Source organism: Tumebacillus amylolyticus (genome assembly GCF_016722965.1).
Lineage (GTDB): Bacteria > Bacillota > Bacilli > Tumebacillales > Tumebacillaceae > Tumebacillus > Tumebacillus amylolyticus.
In genome coordinates this window covers 196,153-214,196 of record NZ_JAEQNB010000007.1, presented here as the reverse complement: position 1 = coordinate 214,196, position 18,044 = coordinate 196,153, and the positions used below count along the sequence as shown (strand labels likewise).

At 55.6% G+C, this 18,044-nt stretch carries 15 protein-coding genes; all 15 read right to left on the bottom strand.

The genetic code is table 11. The features are described 5' to 3' along the window. Nucleotides 1-92 precede the first annotated feature (92 nt). A complete protein-coding gene (infB, locus tag JJB07_RS20375) occupies nucleotides 93-2,396 on the bottom strand; it encodes a translation initiation factor IF-2 (RefSeq protein WP_236588271.1) in 2,304 nt (767 codons plus the stop codon). Between the two features lie 38 nt (nucleotides 2,397-2,434). Next, entirely contained in the window at nucleotides 2,435-2,767 is a 333-nt protein-coding gene (locus tag JJB07_RS20370; protein WP_201637950.1) for a L7Ae/L30e/S12e/Gadd45 family ribosomal protein, read from the bottom strand. Beyond that, nucleotides 2,760-3,044, bottom strand: a complete 285-nt coding sequence (gene rnpM / locus JJB07_RS20365) for an RNase P modulator RnpM (protein ID WP_201637949.1) — start codon at nucleotides 3,042-3,044, stop codon at nucleotides 2,760-2,762. Before rnpM ends, JJB07_RS20370 begins: the two co-directional genes overlap by 8 nt. Nucleotides 3,045-3,078: 34 nt before the next feature. Then, the gene (gene nusA / locus JJB07_RS20360) at nucleotides 3,079-4,203 is read right to left on the bottom strand and encodes a transcription termination factor NusA (RefSeq protein WP_201637948.1); all 1,125 of its coding nucleotides are present in this window, start codon (nucleotides 4,201-4,203) and stop codon (nucleotides 3,079-3,081) included. Between the two features lie 41 nt (nucleotides 4,204-4,244). Beyond that, nucleotides 4,245-4,706: a ribosome maturation factor RimP gene (gene rimP / locus JJB07_RS20355; protein WP_201637947.1), complete on the bottom strand. Its 462-nt coding sequence runs from the start codon at nucleotides 4,704-4,706 to the stop codon at nucleotides 4,245-4,247. Nucleotides 4,707-4,886: 180 nt separating this feature from the next. Next, nucleotides 4,887-9,248 carry a PolC-type DNA polymerase III gene (locus JJB07_RS20350; RefSeq protein WP_201637946.1) on the bottom strand — a complete coding sequence of 1,454 codons (4,362 nt, stop codon included), beginning with the start codon at nucleotides 9,246-9,248 and terminating at the stop codon, nucleotides 4,887-4,889. A gap of 121 nt (nucleotides 9,249-9,369) precedes the next feature. Next, nucleotides 9,370-11,091, bottom strand: coding sequence for a proline--tRNA ligase (locus JJB07_RS20345; RefSeq protein WP_201637945.1), 1,722 nt, complete (start codon nucleotides 11,089-11,091; stop codon nucleotides 9,370-9,372). Between the two features lie 92 nt (nucleotides 11,092-11,183). Next, the gene (ispG, locus tag JJB07_RS20340; protein WP_201637944.1) at nucleotides 11,184-12,269 is read right to left on the bottom strand and encodes a flavodoxin-dependent (E)-4-hydroxy-3-methylbut-2-enyl-diphosphate synthase; all 1,086 of its coding nucleotides are present in this window, start codon (nucleotides 12,267-12,269) and stop codon (nucleotides 11,184-11,186) included. A gap of 19 nt (nucleotides 12,270-12,288) precedes the next feature. After that, nucleotides 12,289-13,443 carry a 1-deoxy-D-xylulose-5-phosphate reductoisomerase gene (locus JJB07_RS20335; RefSeq protein ID WP_201637943.1) on the bottom strand — a complete coding sequence of 385 codons (1,155 nt, stop codon included), beginning with the start codon at nucleotides 13,441-13,443 and terminating at the stop codon, nucleotides 12,289-12,291. Nucleotides 13,444-13,463: 20 nt separating this feature from the next. Then, nucleotides 13,464-14,279 carry a phosphatidate cytidylyltransferase gene (locus JJB07_RS20330; protein ID WP_236588244.1) on the bottom strand — a complete coding sequence of 272 codons (816 nt, stop codon included), beginning with the start codon at nucleotides 14,277-14,279 and terminating at the stop codon, nucleotides 13,464-13,466. 10 nt (nucleotides 14,280-14,289) lie between these two features. Then, the gene (gene uppS / locus JJB07_RS20325) at nucleotides 14,290-15,063 is read right to left on the bottom strand and encodes an undecaprenyl pyrophosphate synthase (RefSeq protein ID WP_201637941.1); all 774 of its coding nucleotides are present in this window, start codon (nucleotides 15,061-15,063) and stop codon (nucleotides 14,290-14,292) included. A 57-nt stretch (nucleotides 15,064-15,120) separates the two neighbouring features. Next, nucleotides 15,121-15,675 (bottom strand): ribosome recycling factor, encoded by a 555-nt coding sequence (gene frr / locus JJB07_RS20320; RefSeq protein ID WP_201637940.1) that lies wholly within the window; start codon nucleotides 15,673-15,675, stop codon nucleotides 15,121-15,123. A gap of 8 nt (nucleotides 15,676-15,683) precedes the next feature. After that, complete coding sequence (gene pyrH / locus JJB07_RS20315; RefSeq protein WP_201637939.1) at nucleotides 15,684-16,403, bottom strand: UMP kinase; 720 nt, start codon at nucleotides 16,401-16,403, stop codon at nucleotides 15,684-15,686. Nucleotides 16,404-16,505: 102 nt separating this feature from the next. Beyond that, nucleotides 16,506-17,159, bottom strand: a complete 654-nt coding sequence (tsf, locus tag JJB07_RS20310; protein ID WP_201637938.1) for a translation elongation factor Ts — start codon at nucleotides 17,157-17,159, stop codon at nucleotides 16,506-16,508. Between the two features lie 113 nt (nucleotides 17,160-17,272). Continuing rightward, entirely contained in the window at nucleotides 17,273-17,968 is a 696-nt protein-coding gene (rpsB, locus tag JJB07_RS20305) for a 30S ribosomal protein S2 (RefSeq protein WP_201637937.1), read from the bottom strand. Nucleotides 17,969-18,044: the final 76 nt, after the last annotated feature.

Genomic DNA, 18,044 nt, shown 5'->3' with positions numbered 1-18,044 from the left:
ACCTCTCGTTCAAGGATGTAAGTTCTATCGGTATGTAGAAGTTGGAGTTGCGCCTGCGCGCGAACGCGAGACCCAACTCCATGTGGTAAACCTTATACGATCTTGATCTGTTCCATCTGGAAGGACTCGATGATGTCGCCTTCTTGGATGTTGTTGAACTTTTCCAACGTGATCCCGCATTCGAAGTTGGTTGCCACTTCGCGTGCGTCGTCCTTGAAACGCTTGAGAGCGTCGAGCTTGCCTTCGTAGAGGACGATGCCGTCGCGGATCAAGCGAGCTTCTGCGTTGCGCACGATCTTGCCTTCGGTGACCATGCAACCTGCGATGGTGCCGACTTTGGAGACCTTGAAGGTCTGGCGAACTTCGGCGCGGCCGTTGATGACTTCCTTGAATTCCGGGTCGAGCATCCCTTTGAGTGCAGCCTCGACTTCTTCGATCGCGTTGTAGATGACGCGGTACAGGCGAACGTCGACTTTCTCGGATTCAGCCATTTTCTCAGCGTTCGGTTGCGGACGAACGTTGAAGCCGATGACGATTGCGTTGGACGCCGTGGAGAGGATGATGTCGGATTCGTTGATCGCACCAACGCCCTGGTGGACGACGCGGACGCGCACGCCTTCGACATCGATCTTCTCAAGAGAGCCACGCAGAGCTTCGAGAGAACCTTGAACGTCAGCTTTGAGGATGACATTCAGTTCCTTCATCTCACCGTCTTTGATCTTGCTGAACAGGTCGTCGAGGGTCACGCGGCTTTGTGCGGAGACAGCTTCGGCACGTTGCTTCGCGACGCGCTTGTCGACCAGTTTGGAAGCTTTGCGCTCGTCGTCGTACACGACGAAGGGGTCACCTGCAGACGGTACATCGGACAAGCCGAGGATCTCAACCGGCATCGACGGACCCGCTTCTTTGATACGACGACCGCGGTCGTTGACCATTGCGCGGACTTTCCCGTAGGTGGTACCGCAGACGACGACATCGCCGACACGCAGCGTACCGTTTTGAACGAGGACGGTAGCAACTGCACCACGGCCTTTGTCCAGCTCGGCCTCGATGACAGTACCGCGCGGGCGGCCGTCTTTGTTCGCTTTGAACTCTTGAACTTCGGAAACGAGCAAGATCATTTCCAGCAGGTCTTCGAGGTGCATGCGTTGTTTCGCAGAGACGTTGACGAAGATCGTTTCGCCGCCCCACTCTTCGGAAACAAGGCCGTACTCGGTGAGTTCTTGCTTAATTTTATCCGGGTTTGCATCCGGCTTGTCGATCTTGTTGATCGCGACGATGATCGGCACGTTTGCCGCCTTCGCGTGGTTGATCGCTTCCACGGTTTGCGGCATGACGCCGTCATCCGCTGCTACGACGAGGATCGTGATGTCGGTAACTTGCGCACCGCGCGCACGCATCGCGGTAAACGCGGCGTGACCCGGGGTGTCGAGGAAGGTGATTTTCTTGTTGTTGATCTCGACTTGGTACGCCCCGATGTGCTGAGTGATCCCGCCTGCCTCAGATGCGGTAACGTTGGTGGTGCGGATTGCGTCGAGGAGGGTGGTCTTCCCGTGGTCGACGTGGCCCATGATCGTTACGATCGGAGAGCGTTCATGCAAGCTTTCCGGGGTTTCTTCTTCGACCAGCATGTCGAGTGCTTCTTCGTCCACCGGCTCTTTGACGATGACGGTGACGCCGAGGTCTTCGCCGACGAGTTGAACAGCGTCGGTGTCGATCTCTTGGTTGATCGTCGCCATGATGCCGAGGAAGAGGAGCTTTTTGATGATCTCGGACGCTTCGCGCTTCATCGCCTTGGCGAGGTCGCCAACGGTGATCGGTCCATCGATCTCAATTTGCTTCGGCAGCTCGACTTGTCTCGGAGCCGGACGGCCGCCGCCTTGGTTTTGATACCCACCGCGACCGCCGCCGCGGTTGTTGCCGCCGCCACGGTTGTTATTCCCACCGCGGTTGTTGTTGCCCCCACGGTTGTTGTTGCCCCCACGGTTGTTGTTGTTCCCACCGCCGCGGTTTTGAGTTCCGCCGGCAGTGTTCGGTTTGGCACCACTAGTGCCCGGTTTCGCTCCCGGCGTCACACCCGGTTTCTTCGGGATGCGTTGATTGCGCGGTTGCGCGGCTACGCCTGCTACACGATCCGGTACGAGCGTGTCGTAATCCTTTTCGTTGCCTGCTGCTGCCTCTGTCGTCTGCGACTGTGTGGTTTCATTCGGTTTTTTGTTTTGATTCATATTCCCCTGTGTTCTCCGTTCTCCACCAGATTGATGATTGGATTCTTCCTTGATTTTGCGCATAAACGTTTCCACCTGCTCGACCATCGATCCATCCAGCACGCTCATGTGGTTGGTCACAGTGACGCCCACACGGTCGAGGATCGTAATGATTTCCTTGGAGGTCATGTTCTGCTGCTTCGCGTATTCATACACCCGCAATTTGCTCAATCGGCCTCACTCCCGTCCAATTCATCCGACAATTGGAGGATGCGATTCGCAAATCCTTTGTCGGTGATCACGACGATAGCTCCATGTTCTTTGCCGACCGCACGGCCAAGGCGTTCCTTGTCAAACATCTTGAGAAGCGGAACGCCGAAGCTCTTGCATTTGTCGTGATACTTCTTCATGGCGTTGTCGCCCGTGTCGGTAGCTACGATGGCCAACAGTGCTTTGCCTGCGCCGGAACGGATCGCCTGCATGCAGGCGTCGTTGCCGGTGATCAGGCCGCTGGCACGCTTTGCCAAACCTAAGAGATTCGCGATTTTTTCTTCACTCATCGGGTCCCTCCGGTTCCACCTCGGCCAATTGGGCCGCGAGGTTGTCGTAGATTGCTTCCGACACTGACGTTTTCAGAGATCGGTCGAGCGCTTTTTTCTTGCGGGCCGGAGTCAAACAATTAACATTGCGGCAGATATAGGCCCCGCGACCGGGCTTACGCCCGGACGGGTCGAGGTCCACGCTGCCAGCTGTCGAATTGTAGACAATCCGAATTAATTCACGCTTGGGCTTCATTTCTTGACAGCCCACGCATTTGCGAAGAGGGATCTTTTTCATTGTGGAAACTCCCTCCTATACGTATTCAGTTGGGTTATTCCTGCACTTCCTCAGCTACAGCGAGGTCGGTGTCTTCAAATGCGGTTTCGTCCATAACTTCCTCATCCGGAGCAACACTCGGAGTCCCGCCTGCTTGGGTCTCGCTCTTGATGTCGATCTTCCAACCGGTCAACTTCGCAGCAAGGCGGGCGTTTTGGCCCTCTTTGCCGATGGCAAGCGACAGTTGGTAGTCCGGCACGACGACGCGGGCGACTTTGTTCTCTTCGTCCACGTCAACAGAGACGACCTTCGACGGCGAGAGCGAGTTGGCGACGAGTTCCACCGGGTCTTCGCTCCATTTGACGATGTCGATCTTCTCGCCTTTGAGTTCGTTGACGATCGTTTGTACGCGCATGCCGCGCGGGCCGACGCAAGAGCCGACCGGATCCACGTCCTCATTGCGGGAGTACACGGCGATCTTCGAACGGTAGCCCGCTTCACGAGCGACCGATTTCAGTTCGACGACACCTTCGTAGATCTCCGGAACTTCCAGCTCAAACAGACGTTTGAGCAGACCCGGATGCGTGCGGGACAGCATGACTTGCGGGCCCTTGGTGGTCTTCTCAACCTTGGTGATGTAGGCTTTCACACGATCATTGTGCTTGAACTTCTCCGTCGGCATGACTTCGTTGAGCGGCATAACCGCTTCGATCTTGCCGAGGTCGACGTAGTAGAACCGGCTGTCTTGACGTTGCACAATGCCGGTGACGATGTCATGTTCGCGGTCAACGAATGCAGAGTAGATGAGACCGCGCTCTGCTTCGCGGATGCGCTGGGTGACGACTTGCTTCGCAGTCTGTGCCGCGATGCGGCCAAAGTCGCGCGGGGTCACTTCGATCTCGGCAATGTCGCCGATTTCGAAGCCGGGGTCGATCTGTTCCGCCGCGTCGAGCGAGATTTCCAGGCGCGGGTCGGTCGGGTCTTCGACGACCGTCTTGCGGGCATAGACTTTGACCATGCCAGTGTGACGGTTTACGTCGACGCGCACGTTTTGTGCGGAGTTGAAGTTGCGCTTGTAGCCGGAGATCAAGGCTGCCTCGATCGCTTCGATCAAGATTTCCTTGGCGATACCCTTCTCACGCTCGATCTGTTCCAATGCATCCATAAAATCTGTATTCATTTGATACTCGATCCTCCTATCTAGCGGACGCCGGCGTCCATTTAGAAGACGACAGCAAGACGAGCCGAGGCGATTTTCTCAGCTGACAAGGTGATGGTCTTTTTGGCTTCGGTGACCGTGACTTGATCCCCGTCGTAACCCGCCAACACCCCTTCGAATGTTTTCTGTCCTTCCACCGGTTCGTACGTGGTTATGTATACTTGCTTGCCGATTGATCGTTCGAAGTCGGCTGGCTTTTTCAACGGACGTTCTGCACCCGGGCTCGATACTTCAAGGAAATAGCTGTCCGGAATCGGGTCCACTTCGTCCAGCATGTCGGACACTTTCTCGCTAACACGGCCGCAGTCGTCAATATCAACGCCCTCCGGCTTGTCGATGAAAATGCGCAAGAACCAGTTGGCTCCCTCTTTTTTGTACTCTACGTCGACCAGCTCGAGACCCTCGCCTTCTACGATGGGTGCCGCGAGTTCCTCGACGATCTCGGTGACTTTGCGCTTGGTCATTTGTACCCTCCTTGTGTTTCAAGAACAGACGGCCTCGTGAGAAGTAGTATTCCCACAAATTCCGTCTGATGAAACACCTAGATAAACCGAAAGAGTGGGTTTCCCCACTCTTCATACGTACCGTATTCTACGTCTTACCCAAAGTATAGCATGGCTCACAATTCTATGCAACCTGTGCCCCTAGAACAGAGACAGTTGGTTGGTCTCCGGAAGTCCCACCAAACACTTGTGAGCTTCCAAGAGTTCGATGACCGTTTTCGAGATGCGGGAGCGCTCTTGCAGGTCTTGGACAGACAGGAACTCGCCCTGTTTGGCCGCCTCTTCAATCGCCTTCGCCGCCGATTCACCGCATCCGGCGAGGGCGCCAAACGGCGGGAGCAATCCGTTTTCTTCCTTAATAACTTGGAATCGGGTTGCACCGGACTTGTAGAGGTCCAGCGGCAAGAACTTATAGCCGCGAGAGGTCATCTCAAGCGCCATCTCCAAGACGGTGTGCAACGCTTTCTCCTTCGGAGCGGCGTTGAAGCCTTTGGCTTCGATCTCTTCGATCTTGGCATAGATCGCATCATACCCGCGACCCATGATTTCCAGATCGAAGTCGTCGGCGCGAACGGAGAAGTAGGTCGCGTAGAACTCCAGCGGATAATGCACCTTGAAGTAGGCGATCCGTACCGCCATGAGCACGTACGCGGTGGCGTGCGCCTTCGGGAACATGTACTTGATCTGTTTGCAAGACCAAATGTACCAGTCGGGCACGTTGTTTTTCTTCATTTCTTCTTCCATCTCCGGGGTCAAGCCTTTCCCTTTTCGCACGCTCTCCATGATCTTGAAGGCAAACGACGGTTCAAGACCCGCGTAGATCAGGTAGACCATGATGTCGTCCCGGCAACCGATAACGTCTTTCAGCTTGCAAATCTTGTCTTGAATCAGCTTCTGGGCGTTGTTCAGCCAGACGTCCGTCCCGTGGGACAGACCGGAGATCTGCAAAAGCTCTGAGAACGTCGCCGGCTTCGTGTCTTCGAGCATCTGACGGACGAACTTCGTACCAAACTCCGGGATGCCGTAGGTGCCGGTCTTAGATCGGATCATCTTCGGAGTGACCGGGTTGTCCGGGTCGATCGTCAGCGCGTCCGTGCCGGAGAACAGCGACATAACCTTCGGGTCGGAGGTCGGAATTTTTTTCGGGTCGAGGCCCGTCAAGTCTTGGAGCATCCGAATAACGGTCGGGTCATCGTGCCCCAGAATATCGAGTTTCAGCAAGTTGTCGTGAATGGAATGGAAGTCGAAGTGCGACGTGCGCCACTCGGCGTTTTTATCATCGGCCGGGAACTGGATCGGGCAGAAGTCGTATACGTCCATATAGTCCGGCACTACGAGGATGCCGCCCGGATGCTGGCCGGTGGTGCGTTTGATCCCCGTACAACCGTTCACGAGACGCGCCATCTCCGCATTGCGCAACGTCCAGCCCTTCTCTTCCGCGAATTTCTTCACATACCCAAACGCGGTCTTCTCCGCGACCGTCGCAATCGTCCCTGCACGGTACACGTACTCGTCCCCGAACAGGACTTTCGTGTAGGCGTGGGCTTGCGATTGATACTCGCCGGAGAAGTTCAGATCGATATCCGGGACTTTGTCGCCCTTGAAACCAAGGAAGGTTTCAAACGGGATGTCGTGTCCGTCCTTTTCAAACGTCGTGCCGCACTTCGTACAATCCTTGTCCGGCAAGTCGAATCCGGAACCGACAGAGCCGTCCTCGATCCATTCGCTGTGCTTGCAGTCCGGATTCGGGCAACGATAGTGCGGTTGCAGCGGGTTGACCTCGGTGATCTCGGTGAACGTCGCAACGATCGAAGAACCGACAGACCCCCGGGAGCCGACGAGGTAGCCGTCGCTGAGCGATTTTTTTACGATCTTCGCAGAAATCAGATAGATGACGGCGAATCCGTGGGTGATGATCGACTTCAACTCTTTTTCCAAACGATCGTGAACGATCTTCGGCAACGGATTGCCGTAGAGCTCATGCGCTTTTTCGTAGCACATCTCGCGAATCTCTTCGTCGGTACCCTCGATCTTCGGCGTGTAGAGTTGATCCGGGATCGGAGAGACGTCCTCGATCATGTCCGCCACTTTGTTCGTGTTGGTGACGACCACTTCGCGCGCCAGTTCCGGTCCGAGGTAAGAGAACGCCTCCAACATCTCGTTGGTCGACATGAAGTACAACGGCGGTTGGTCGGCCGCATCGCGGTCGTTTGTCGCCTGCAGGAAGACTTGACGATAGATCGCGTCCTCCGGGTTCAAGAAATGCACGTCCCCCGTGGCAACGACCGGCTTGTCCAACGCTTTCCCGACTTCGATGATCGTGCGGTGGTAGCCTTGAACCGAATCCAACGTCGAGATCGACTCGTTGCGCAGGAGCGGCTTGTAGTGCAGCAGCGGTTGGATTTCGAGGTAGTCGTAGAACTCCGCGATCTCCATCAGCTCTTCCTTGGTTTTCCCGCGCAAGATGCCGTCGAACAGTTCGCCCTGTTGGCAAGCCGTGCCGACGACCAAGCCTTCGCGGTACTTGGCGATCAACGATCTCGGTACACGCGGCACACGGAAGAAATGCTTCAAGTGCGATTCCGAGACGATTTTGTACAGGTTCTTGAGCCCGGTCTTGTTCTTGACGAGGATTGTGGCATGGAACGGACGTTGGCGGCTGTAATCGACCTCGCCGTCTTGCTCATTGAGCTGGGCGAGCGACTTAAAACCCTTTTCCACCATGTCTTTCAACATGTATTGGTATATTTTCGCCAATGCCACGGTATCGTCAAGCGCACGGTGAGCGTTGAGCAAACTGACTTCGAACTTTTTGGCAAGCGTCCCGAGGCGGTAGTTTTTCTCCTTCGGGTAGATCTTGCGAGCCAGCGGCAACGTGTCGAGGAAGATGTTGTCCCACGGCTCCATCCCGATGCGCATCGCACATGCCCGGATGAAGCCCAAGTCGAACTCCGCGTTGTGCGCGACGAGAATCGCGTCGCCCACGTAGTCGCGGAACTCCGGCAACACTTCGTTGATCTTGCGTTTGCCGCGCACCATGTCGTTGGTGATGTGCGTAAGTTCGGTGATCTTCGCCGAGATCGGCACGCCCGGATCGATCAATTCTGTCCACTCGCCGACGATTTCACGGCCTTTCATTTTCACAGCCGCGATCTCGATGATCGTGTTCTCCGCAGCGTTCAAACCGGTGGTCTCCGTGTCGAACACGACCCACTCGGTGTTCTCGTCAATCGGGAAGTCACGACCGTTCAGTTGCAAAACGATCGGCACGCCGTCGTCCACTACATACGCTTCCAGTCCCAAGAGAGCTTTCATGTTGTTCTTCTTCGCAAGCGAATAGGCTTCCGGGAAGGACTGCACGACGCCGTGGTCGGTGATCGCAATGGCGGTATGCCCCCATTTGGCCGCCTGTCCGATCAAATCTTTGACCGGAGCCACGCCGTCGAGCGACGACATCGGGGTATGCAGATGCAACTCGACACGCTTCACTTCGGCCGTATCCTTGCGCGACGGCTTCGGCACTTCGACCATGTCCTGAATCATCAGCACCAACTCTTTGGCAAACGTGTCAAACTGCACCGTTCCGCGCACTTTCAAGTGCATGCCGTCCTTCAAGAGCTTCAACACTTCCAACTGCTTGTCGCCCTTGGAGAACGTTTTGCACGAGATGGAGTCGCTGTTGTCGGTGATGTTGAAGGTAAAAAGCGTCCTGCCGGACGCCAGTTCCCGCGTATCCACGGAGAAAATGCGCCCTTCCACCGTCACGCGGCGCATCTCATCTTGAATCTCCTTGAGCGAAGTCGGCGGGTCTTCGATCGGATGTCCGAGTTCGACTTTGTCAGGCGGCGGTCCGGCGTCGCCTTTTTTCCCGCCGCCTCCCCCACCCGGTCCGCGAGTGGCTTCCTGCTTTTTCTCCTCTTCGACCGCAACGAATGCCTTTTGCCCTTCGAGACGGTCTTCCTCTTCGATCAAGGAACGGAAATTCTCCATGTCCTGCTCCAGTTTCTTCTCATCGCGGAAGAACTGGATCATCACGCTCAAGTCAAGGAAGTCCTTGAACCATTGCGTAAGTTTTTCGTCGTATCCCTTCTGCTTTGCACGCGTCACAGTGGCGTCCGAGAGCATCGGCACACGCAACATGTGACCGTCCAAATGCAAACCGGCCGGGTTCTTCAACTCGCCTTTGAGCACGATGTCATCGCCCAGCACTTGGTCCACGGCGTACACCCAATAATCTTGAATGCAGGCAAAAACGTCCGCCTCCGCCTGTCCGTATTGAAAACGAACGTCCACCTGGCGCGCGTCCTCGCCAAAATACGCACGAAACGCTTCCTGCGCATGTGCGTACACGTTAAACGGTACACGGTTCGGCAGGTGCAGCTTCACGGCGACGGTGCGCTCGCGTTTGTTCACAATGGCCGGTCCTGCGAGTCTCGCGTCGGGAATCCCGGCCCGTTCTACAAATGCAGAGAGACTTTGCCCATTCACGTCCACTAAACTCATAATGGGAAATCCCCTCCATCTTCCAAAGAATCTGATTCTAGTCCTGATGTCGGTACTATTGTAGCACAAGTCAAAACCGCCCGCCTCATCGGAGGCGGGCGGTTTTTCTACGAAATCGAGATTAGTGACCGAGAACGAGCCCGAGAATCTCTTCAAAGGCTTGCTCGAGGGTGAGTTCTTGGGATTCGCCGGTTTTGCGAACTTTGAACTCCACGATGCCTTCTTCGGCTTTTTTGCCGACGGTGACGCGAACCGGGAGCCCGATCAGGTCGGAGTCTTTGAACTTGACGCCTGCGCGCTCGTCGCGGTCGTCCAGCAACACTTCGACGCCTTGCTGTTGCAGGCGTGCGTAGAGTTGTTCCGCCACTTTGACTTGGGTCTCGTCCTTGACGTTGACCGGGATCAGATGCACTTGGAACGGTGCGATCGGCATCGGCCAGATGATGCCGTTGTCGTCGTTGGACTGTTCCAACACGGCAGACATGATTCGGGAAACACCGATGCCGTAGCACCCCATGATCATCGTCTGCGCTTTCTGGTTCTCATCGAGGTAGGTGGCGCCGACCGGCACGGAGTACTTTGTGCCAAGTTCGAAGATGTGGCCGCACTCGATGCCGCGGTAGAACTCGATCTTGCCTTCCTTACATTTCGGGCAGGTGTCGCCTTCCAGAACGTTGCGAACGTCCGCGACGCGACCCGCTGCAAAGTCGCGGCTCGGCACGACGTTTTGCAAGTGGTAGTCGCGCTCGTTTGCACCTGCGAAACCGGCCCCCGCGTTGGCGATCGCTTCGTCCACGATCACTTCCACGCCTTTGAGTCCAACCGGGCCGATGAAGCCGGTCGGTGCTCCGGTGACACGCTCGATGGTCGCATCGTCAGCAAGTTCGACCGATTTGGCATCGAACAGGCCTTTGAGTTTCAGTTCGTTGACTTCGTGGTCACCACGGACGACGACAGCGACCGTTTTGCCGTCGATGATGTAGAGCAAGGTCTTGAAGAACGAGCTTGCTTCTACACCCAGCGAGGAGACGAGTTGGTCGATCGTCTTGGTGTTCGGGGTGTGGATTTTTTCAAAAACGGGCGCATCCGCCGACGGCGCGACGCCCGCCGCCGCGTACTCAAGGTGAGCGGTGGCTTGCTCCAAGTTCGCCGCGTAGTCACAGTGCGTACACGTTGCGATGGTGTCTTCGCCGACGTCTGCCAGCACCATGAACTCGTGGTTACGGCCGGAACCGCCGATTGCCCCTGCGTTTGCTTCGACCGGGCGGAAGTTCAGACCCAGACGGGAGAAAATCGAGTTGTAGGTTTTGTACATTTGATCGTAGGTCTCGTTCAGACTTTCCCAAGAGGTGTGGAACGAGTACGCGTCCTTCATCAGGAATTCACGGCCGCGCATCAAGCCAAAGCGCGGGCGGCGCTCGTCACGGAACTTGGTTTGGATCTGGTAGACGTTGATCGGGAGTTTCTTGTAGGAGTTGATCTCATCCTTGATCAGCGCGGTGATGACTTCCTCGTGGGTCGGGCCGAGAACGAAATCGCGGTCGTGACGGTCCTTGAGGCGCACCAATTCCGGGCCGTAGTCGTCCCAGCGACCGGTGTTGTGCCAAACTTCCGCCGGTTGGAGAACGGACATCATCAACTCTTGTGCGCCGGATTTGTTCATCTCTTCACGCACGATGTTTTCGACTTTCTTGAGCACTCGCAGGCCGAGTGGCAGATATGTATACACGCCCGCTGCCAGCTGGCGAACCAGTCCGGCACGCAGCATTAATTTGTGACTGATAACTTCGGCTTCCTTCGGAACCTCTCGGAGGGTGGGAAGGATCATTCGGTTCTGACGCATATTGTGTTTCCTCCACATCTAGACATGATTCTCTATTCTACGGCATTTCATGGTAAAAGACAAACCCGGCTCATGAAGAGCCGGGTTTCTTTTTACTCAAGCGATCCGGTCAGTTCGTACCGTTTCGCCATCTCGTCAATTTCTTTTTTCAATTCGCTGACGAGAATGTCTTCCGGAATTTTGCGCACGATCTCTCCGTGTTTGAACAGCAGGCCTTCGTTGCGGGAACCGGCGATGCCGATGTCCGCTTCACGCGCCTCGCCGGGGCCGTTGACTGCACAGCCGAGGACGGCGACCTTGATCGGGGCTTTGATGTTCGACACATACTCTTCGATCTCGTTGGCAATCGCCACGAGGTCGATTTCGATACGCCCGCAGGTCGGGCAAGAGATCAGCGTGACCGCATTGGATGCCAAGCCGAACGCTTTGAGCAATTCGCGACCGACTTTGATCTCTTCGACAACGTCGGCCGACAGCGAGACGCGCATCGTGGAGCCAATGCCTTTCGCCAGCAATGCGCCGAGGCCGGCGGCGCTTTTGATGGAACCGGAGAACAGCGTGCCCGCTTCGGTGATGCCCAAGTGCAGCGGGTAGCGAAAACGCTCGGCTGCCAAGGTATACGCATCGATCGCCAGCGGCACGTCGGACGCTTTCATCGAGATGATGATGTCCTCGAAGCCAAGGTCTTCCAAGATTCCGACATGGTATTCGGCCGACTCAAGCATCCCTTGCGCTGTCGGATAGCCGTACTTGTCGAGGATGTGCTTCTCAAGCGATCCCGCATTGACGCCGATACGGATCGGAATCTTGCGCTCTTGAGCCGCTTTGACGACTTCTTGGACTTTCTCGCGCTTGCCGATGTTGCCCGGGTTGATCCGGACTTTGTCGATGCCGTTTTCAATTGCTTTGAGCGCAAGTTTGTAATCGAAATGGATATCCGCAACCAGCGGGATGTGGATTTCTTTTTTGATCAACTTGATGGCTTCAGCCGCTTCCATGTTGTTCACCGTGACGCGGACGATCTGGCAGCCCGCTTCTTCGAGACGGTGAATCTGTTCCACGGTCGCTTTGACATCGGCCGTTTTCGTCATGGTCATCGACTGCAGCACGACCGAGTCGGAACCGCCGATGGTGACATTGCCCACGTTGACCGGGCGAGTTTCAGAACGATGGTACATGGGGTACACGCTCCCGTATTTACAGTTTTTGAGCGACTTCGCGTGCTGCAATCCGCGCCCAAGCATCTGCCGACAAGATATCGTCGAGGCCGGGGTTGGTCAGCACGTCATGACGCTCCATCACAGCCGCGTTGACACGCTCAATGTCGAGGAACGAGATGCGCTCCTCCCGGAACATGCCGTTCGCCACTTCATTGGCGGCGTTCAGCACAGCCGGCATCGAGCCGCCGATGCGACCTGCATCGTAAGCGTAGCGCAGGCACGGGAAGCGGTCAAGGTCTGGTGCACGGAAATGCAGCGAGTTGGCTTCCAACAGATTCAATCGTTTATAGCTGCCCGGCAAACGGGTCGGATGCGTCAACGCATATTGGATCGGCACGCGCATGTCCGGCGCACCCATCTGCGCCATCATCGAGCCGTCCGCAAATTCCACCAAGGAATGCACGATGCTCTCCGGATGAACGATGACGTCGATTTTGTCGTACGGCATGTCGAACAACCAGTGTGCCTCGATCACTTCAAGGCCTTTGTTCATCAAAGTCGCCGAGTCGATCGTGATCTTCGCGCCCATCGCCCAGTTCGGGTGGTTCAACGCGTCCTTGACGGTGACTTGCGCCATCTCGTCACGGGTCTTGTCCCGGAACGGACCGCCAGAGGCCGTCACGATGATTCGCTCGACATCTGTCAATCGCTCCCCGTTCAAGCATTGGAAGATCGCCGAATGCTCGGAATCGACCGGAAGCAGATCGCAGCCTTTTTCCTTCGCCAGAGCTGTGACGAGGTGACCGGCTGCGACGAGCGTTTCTTTGTTGGCAAGCGCGATGTGCTTGCCTTTTTTCAACGCTTCCAAGGTTGGCAAGAGCCCCACGGCCCCGACGACAGCCGTGAGAACGAGGTCTGCCGCTTCGTGTGTCGCGACGGCGACCAGGCCTTCCTGCCCGACCATCACTTCAACAGACGAGCCGAAGCGGTCTTGAACCGCTCGTGCGCCCTCTTCTGTTGCCACGCTGACCAATTCAGGACGGAACTGTTCGATCTGTTTCAACAGCACGTCGAGGTTGTTGCCGGCCGCGATGGCGGCGACCCGGTATTGGTCCGGGTGGCTGGCGACTACGTCGAGCGTCGAGGTGCCGATGGAGCCTGTGGAGCCGAGAATTGTGATCGTACGAGACATTTCGTCACCTCTCCCACTCTTTAGGAAACTAGCAATAAGATACCATAATACGCAATCGGTGCCGTAAACAGAAAACTATCAAAACGGTCCAGCACACCGCCGTGACCGGGCAGAATCGTTCCCGAATCCTTGACGTCCAGCGCACGCTTCAATCCGGATTCCACGAAGTCTCCGAATTGACCGAACACCGACAACAGCGCCGCGAGCAACATCCACGGCCCCATCGCCAAGCCCATCACTTGCGCGAAGACCACGCCGACGACCACCGCACCTACCACGCCGCCGAGCGACCCGGAGACGGTTTTGTTCGGCGAGATGGCCGGCCACAACTTCGGGCCTTTGAACGTGCGACCGACGAAATACGCAGCCGTATCGGTCGTCCAGATCGTCAAGAGCACAAACAGAAAATACGACAGTCCCATGCGGTCGTCCACCCGAAGCAACAGCGCCGAGTGCAACGTCAGCCCGACATAAAGCGTCCCGGCAAACAGGTACGTCATGTCTTGGAACGAGAACTTGTTTTTCGAAACCACACTGATCGAAAGAAATACGAACAACGCGACCAACAACCACAGCCCGGAGACCGTATCGGTCGCCGGCATCCACAGGTCAGCAAAAGGCTGCCAGATCGAGCCGACCAACCACATCAGCGTCACGACATACCCAATCAAAGCAGGTGCGGAAAAAAGCGACCAGCCGCGCATGCGCACCAGTTCGCTAAATCCGACGACCGCCATCAACGCGATCAGCAGGGCAAACGGAAACCCGCCGTACCACACGGCACCCAGAAAAATAGCGCCTCCAATGATTCCGGTCACTACTCGTTGACCCAACATAGGAATCCCCCTACTTCAGACCACCAAATCGACGGCCGCGGCCTTGGAAGGCGCGAATCGCTTGGAAGAAATATTCTCTTGAAAAATCAGGCCAAAACACATCGGTAAACCATAATTCCGTGTACGCAGACTGCCACAGCAAAAAGTTGGACAGCCGTACTTCACCACTCGTGCGAATCATGAGGTCAGGATCGGGCAATCCACGGGTCAGCAAGCGTTCGCCCATCGCCGCGTCGTCAATCTCATCAAGGGTCAAACGCCCCTCTTGGACATCGGTTGCAAGTTGCTTGACAGCCGCAAGAATCTCGCGACGGGACCCGTAGTTCAAGGCGATATTCAAGATCATCCCTGTATTTGCTTTGGTCTTCTCTTCCGCTTCACGCACAACGCGAGACGTGTGCGACGGCAAGCCTTCCGGTTCACCGATGATCCGAATCCTGCAATTGCGCGCAATCAAGGTGTCAAGTTCCTTCGACAACCACTCTTCCGGCAGGCGCATGAGAAATTCAACTTCTTCGGTGGGGCGTTTCCAGTTCTCCGTGGAGAATGCGTACAACGTCAACACCTTGATGCCGATGTCGTCAGCCGCCAAGGAGATTTCCTTGACTTTGTTCATCCCGGCACGGTGTCCGGCGATGCGAGGCAAGCCACGGCGGCGTGCCCAACGCCCGTTGCCGTCCATGATGATCGCGACGTGGTTCGGCACGGCATCGGGTACAATTCCGTGCTCGTCCGTCTGCGGTTGCGGTTTTGAGCTAAATAGTCGCTTCAGTCGTTGCAGCATTAGGAGTCCTCCACGTGAAAAATAACCCCCTTCGATACGAAGGGGGTCCGAAGGTCTTTACACTTCCATAATCTCCGCTTCTTTGGCAGAGAGCAATTTGTCAATTTCCGCGATGGTCTTGTCCGTCACGGCTTGGACTTTGTCCTGCTCACGACGAATTTCGTCCTCAGAGACTTCCTTCTCAAGCTTCTTGAGGGAGTCGTTGACGTCGCGACGGATGTTACGAACCGCTACGCGACCGTCTTCTGCCAGACCTTTGACTTGCTTTGCAAGGTCTTTGCGGCGTTGCTCGGTCAGTTGCGGAATGGTCAAACGGATCACGTTCCCGTCGTTGGACGGGGTGATGCCGAGGTCCGACTTGGTGATCGCTTTGTCGATCGCCGCGAGGGAACCTTTGTCCCACGGTGTGATGACGAGTTGGCGCGGTTCCGGAACGGTGACGTTCGCCAATTGGTTGATCGGCATCATGCTGCCGTAGTAGTCAACTTGGACGCGATCCAGCATCGAAGCATTCGCACGGCCTGCACGGATCGTGCTGAATTCACGCTTGACGTTGGAGAGCGCTTTTTCCATACGCTCATCGAGCGATTTCATAATGTCTTGGATACTCATTGGTTGGTTCACCCCTCAACAGTTGTACCGATTTCTTCGCCGACGATGGCACGCTTGATGTTGCCTTCAACGGAGATGTTGAACACGAGGATCCGAATGTTGTTGTCCATGCAAAGCGAGATTGCGGTCGTATCCATGACTTTCAGACCTTTGTTCAACACATCCATATAGGACAGATGCTCAAATTTCTTCGCATCCGGAACTTTTTTCGGGTCTGCGTCGTAGACGCCGTCCACATCATTTTTCGCCATGAGCACAACTTCCGCCTCAATCTCTGCTGCACGCAGAGCTGCGGTCGTGTCCGTGGAGAAGAACGGGTTGCCGTTACCCGCCGCAAAAATCACAACGCGACCCTTCTCCAGGTGTCGGATTGCACGGCGTCGTATGTAAGGTTCCGCCACTTGGCGCATCTCGATGGAAGTCTGTACACGGGTACTGACCCCTGCCTTCTCGAGCGCGTCCTGCAGGGCGAGCGCGTTCAACACGGTCGCGAGCATTCCCATATAATCGGCGTTCGCACGGTCCATCCCCTGCGAGCTGCCGGACACTCCGCGCCAGATGTTACCGCCGCCGACGACGATGGCGACTTCGGCTCCGAGTTCGACGATCTCGCGGATCTGGTCCGCTACCGAGTTGATCACGGAGGCTTGGATCCCGTAACCGGCATCTCCAGACAGCGCTTCCCCGCTCAATTTGAGAACGACACGTTTGTACTTCGGTTGAAGCATTGCCCATCCTCCAATACTCTAGTTTCTACAAAGTTGTAAACTTTCCTGCTTGGGCCTTAAAAAAAGGGAACACGGAGAGTGTTCCCTGTCAGGACTAAAGCATTAGCCCTTGTTGACTTGGCTCATAACTTCTTCTACGAAGTTATCAACTTTCTTTTCGAGGCCTTCGCCCATTTCCCAACGGACGAAACGACGGATGTTGATGTTTTCACCGATGGTCGAGATTTTTTCCTTCACGATCACTTCGATGGTTTTGTCCGGGTCTTTGACGAACTGTTGCTCGAGCAGGCAGTTCTCTTTGTAGTACTTCGCAACGCGGCCTTCGACCATTTTGTCGACGATGTTTTCCGGCTTGCCTTCGTTGAGAGCTTGTGCACGGAGGATTTCTTTCTCGTGTTCAATGGTCTCAGCGGAAACTTCGTCACGGGTCAGGTAGAGCGGCTTCGCAGCTACGATGTGCATTGCGATGTCGCGAACGAAGGATTTGAAGTCTTCGTTTTTCGCTACGAAGTCGGTTTCGCAGTTGACTTCGAGCAGAACGCCGATTTTACCGCCTGCATGTATGTAGGATTCTACGACGCCCTCAGCAGCGATACGGCCGGATTTTTTCGCAGCAGCAGCCAGACCCTTTTCGCGAAGGAAGTCGATTGCTTTTTCGATATCACCGTTCGTTTCAACCAGTGCTTTTTTGCAGTCCATCATACCTGCGCCGGTACGTTCGCGCAGTTCTTTAACAAGTGCAGCAGAAATGCTCATGTCTGTCGCCTCCTTGATTACTATCATGCCCATATTGTGTATTCTGCATCATACAGATAAAAAGGGTGAACTCAGGGTTCTACAACCCTAAGGTCACCCCCAGTACCAAACGATTACGCGTTTTGTTCGCCTTGCTTGCCTTCCATGATCGCATCAGCGATCTTAGCGGTCAGCAGTTTGACAGCGCGGATTGCGTCGTCGTTGCCCGGAATCACGTAGTCGATTTCATCCGGATCGCAGTTGGTGTCGACGATTGCAACAATCGGGATACCAAGTTTGCGAGCTTCTGCAACAGCGATGCGCTCTTTGCGCGGGTCGATGATGAACAGAGCGCCCGGCAGAGACTTCATGCCTTTGATGCCGCCGAGGAACTTTTCGAGACGGTCCATTTCCTTCTTGAGAACGATTACTTCTTTCTTCGGAAGGACTTCGAAGGTGCCGTCTTGTTCCATCGTCTCGAGCAGGGTCAGACGCTCAATACGTTTTTGGATGGTGGAGAAGTTGGTCAGGGTACCGCCGAGCCAACGTTGGTTGACGAAGTACTGACCTACGCGCTCCGCTTCTTCCTTCACGGAGTCTTGCGCTTGTTTCTTGGTGCCCACGAAGAGAACCGTCTTGCCTTCTGCAGCGAGTTCACGTACAAAGTTGTACGCTTCCTCTACTTTTTTAACAGTTTTCTGCAGGTCAATGATGTAGATACCGTTACGTTCGGTGAAGATGTAGCGAGACATTTTCGGGTTCCAACGACGGGTTTGATGACCGAAGTGAACGCCTGCCTCCAGCAGTTGTTTCATGCTGATGATCGCCATAATCTTCAACCTCCTCTCAAAAAATGGTTTTTTCCTCCGTTGCCGTCCACCCTCCTCGACACTTGTCCAATCGGAC